Source organism: Variovorax sp. P4_D9 (assembly GCF_056401695.1).
This window is the reverse complement of the sequence record NZ_JBFUIU010001033.1, coordinates 1-2,738: the sequence shown is the minus strand read 5'-3', so window position 1 is coordinate 2,738 and position 2,738 is coordinate 1. Positions and strand designations below refer to the sequence as shown.

The following is a 2,738-nucleotide window of genomic DNA, read 5'->3' as shown; positions in this document are numbered from 1 at the left end:
CCGACGCCCCGATGCCCGCCGCCAGCAACAGCGCCGACGACGCCAGCCCGAGGGCGCGCCTTCGCCCGCTGCCCGGGCCGGCCAGCGAATGGCGTATGCCGAGGATGACCAGCGACCACCAGGCCGGAAGCAGCCAGTTGACCTTCGAGTTCGTGCGGAAGCTGACTGCGACGAAAAGCAGCAGCGGAATCAGCGCACTCAGCAGCAGCAGCAATTCGCGGGGCTCGATGCGGCGGGCGAACCAGGCCCGCAATCCGCGCCAGGCGGCGCCGAGCGACAGCGCGAACAGGTACGGCGACAGCAGCAGGAACTGGGTGGCCAGCAGGAGCCCGAAGAAGCGCGGCTTCAGGCCGCCCATCGACTCGAAGCGCCGACCGCTCTGGAAAGCCAGGGACACCCATTCGTGCTGCGCGTTCCACACCAGGACCGGCGAGAAGATCAGCAGCGCCAGCAGCGCTGCCAGGTAGGGCTGCGGCCGTCGCAGCCAGTGCCACTGAGCCGGAACCGCCAGCAGGTACAGGCCGACGACGGGCAACAGCAGGACGCCCGAATACTTGCCGAGCCAGCTGAGGCCCATGAAGACGCCGGCCGCATACCACCACCGCCCGTCGCCGCTCCGGCTGGCTCGCCAGACGGCCCAGATCGTGCCGATCCAGCCGAACAGCAGCGGCCCGTCCGGTGTCGGGCCGAAGCCATACAGTTCGTACAGGAGCGTCAAGTTGAGCGCGAGCACCGCCCAGAACGCCAGCCGTCGATCGTCGAACATGTCCAGCACGAGGCGGGCCCACAGCAGATTCCAGCCCAGCGACCACAGCACCGCCGCGGCCTTGATGCCGAACGCGGTCTGGCCCAGCAGTGTCGTCGTCAAGGCGATGCCATAGCTGGCCAGCGGCGGATGATCGAAATAGGACCAGTCCGGAAAGCGGCTCCAGGTCCAGTAATACGCTTCTTGGGGCGTCAGCGGCGCGTACGCGGCCAGCAACAGGCGAAGCAGCGTGACGCCGGCGATCAGCCACGCGATCGCCCGGCCGCCTTCAGCCAGCGGGGGTCGATCGGTTGGATAGGAGACGGTCGGCGAGGGCATCAACGGATCACGCTGCCTCGACCGGCACAAGAACTGGAACCCGACGACGATGCATGCACCCGACCAGGGGCACTGAAGATTTTCAACGGCATGAGACTACTAGGCGAATAAGTTCGAGCGCAACCAGAATGACCAACGCGGTGCCCGAACGGCAACGTATTCCGGCCGATATTGTGGCCTGATTGTCACGGACGAGTTCCCGCTCGTTGGGGCATCGTCTCCGCCAGTACGGCGAAAAGGCGTCCGAATCCACCGCCGGGTAGACCAAAAGTTGTCGTGAAGGTCGATGCATCCGTTCGCAATTGTGACTGGCCGGCCCTGCGCGCTGGCTGATCGTGCGTCTACGATCTGCCATCGCCATCCAAGCTGCCACGGCTTCACCGACACCATGCACATCGCCATCCTTACCTTCGAGGGCTTCAACGAGCTCGACTCGCTCATCGCGCTAGGCATCCTCAACCGCGTCAAGGGACCGGACTGGCGGGTATCGATCGCCAGTCCGACCGCGCGCGTCCGATCGATGAACGGCGTGGTGCTCGAAGCGCAGGCATCGATTCGCGAGGCCGGTGCGGCCGACGCGGTCATCGTCGGCAGCGGCATGCAGACGCGGGAGGTCGTCGCCGATGCGGCGTTGATGGCTCAATTGCAGCTCGACCCCTCTCGGCAACTGCTGGGCGCCCAGTGCTCCGGCACGCTCGTACTGGCCAAGCTGGGGCTGCTCGACGGTGTCCCGGCGTGTACCGACCTGACGACCCGGCCCTGGGTCGAAGCGGCCGGCGTCGCCGTGCTGAACCAGCCTTTCGTTGCCAGAGGCAACGTGGCAACCGCGGGCGGCTGYCTGGCGTCGCAATATCTGGCCGCCTGGGTCATTGCCCGCCTGGTGGGCCTCGAGGCGGCCCGGAGCGCGATGCACTACGTCGCGCCCGTGGGAGAAAAGGAAGACTACGTCTCGCGCGCGATGCGAAACATCACGCCTTTCCTGGAAGCCACGCCTGCCTCTACGTGAACTCGGTGGTTGTCGATTCCATCGCGGCGATCACATGCGCAGCATCTTTCCCGGATTCATGATGCCCAGCGGGTCGAGGGCACGCTTGACGTCGCGCATCAGCGCGATCGCCTCGCCGTGTTCGACTTCGATCTGGCCCATCCGGTGCAAGCCGACACCGTGCTCGCCGGTGCAGGTGCCGCCCATCCGGATGGCGCGCAGGGCGACGCGCTCGGCCAGCGCCTCGGCCCTGGCGCGCGCAGCGCGATCGCTGTCGTCGTAGATGATCCCGAGGTGGAAGTTGCCATCGCCCACGTGGCCGACGATCGGGGCGCAGAGCCCGCTGTCCCGGATATCGGCCTCCGTTTCCGTGATGCATTCGACCAGTGCCGAGATCGGGACGCAGGCGTCGGTGCCCATCGAACTCCAACCCGGATGCATCGCCAGGTTGGCGTGGTAGCACGAGTGGCGGGCCTTCCACAGGCGCGAGCGGTCCTCGGGCCGGTCGGCATAGCGAAACCCGCTGCCACCGTTGTCGATGGCGAGGCCTTGCACCATGCCCACCTGCTCGGCCACCGCCGATTCGCTGCCGTGGAACTCGACGAACAGCGTGGGCCGTGCCTCGAATTCGTCGAGCTTCGAGTGGCGGATGCAGGCATCCATCTGCAC

Annotated in this window: 3 protein-coding genes; 1 reads left to right on the top strand and 2 read right to left on the bottom strand. The window is 66.7% G+C overall.

Features of this window, described 5'->3' with window-relative positions; all coding sequences use genetic code 11:
* Positions 1–1,084, bottom strand: a 1,084-nt coding sequence (locus AC1DY5_RS50455) for a glycosyltransferase family 39 protein (protein ID WP_478121819.1), incomplete at its 3' end; no start/stop codon positions are given.
* Between the two features lie 388 nt (positions 1,085–1,472).
* On the opposite strand from AC1DY5_RS50455, the gene AC1DY5_RS50450 reads away from it, so the two are divergent.
* Positions 1,473–2,090, top strand: coding sequence for a DJ-1/PfpI family protein (locus AC1DY5_RS50450; protein WP_478121818.1), 618 nt, complete (start codon positions 1,473–1,475; stop codon positions 2,088–2,090).
* A 30-nt stretch (positions 2,091–2,120) separates the two neighbouring features.
* Here the strand turns inward: AC1DY5_RS50450 and AC1DY5_RS50445 are convergent.
* Positions 2,121–2,738: FAD-binding oxidoreductase (locus tag AC1DY5_RS50445; protein WP_478121817.1), on the bottom strand; the 618-nt coding region annotated here is incomplete at its 5' end.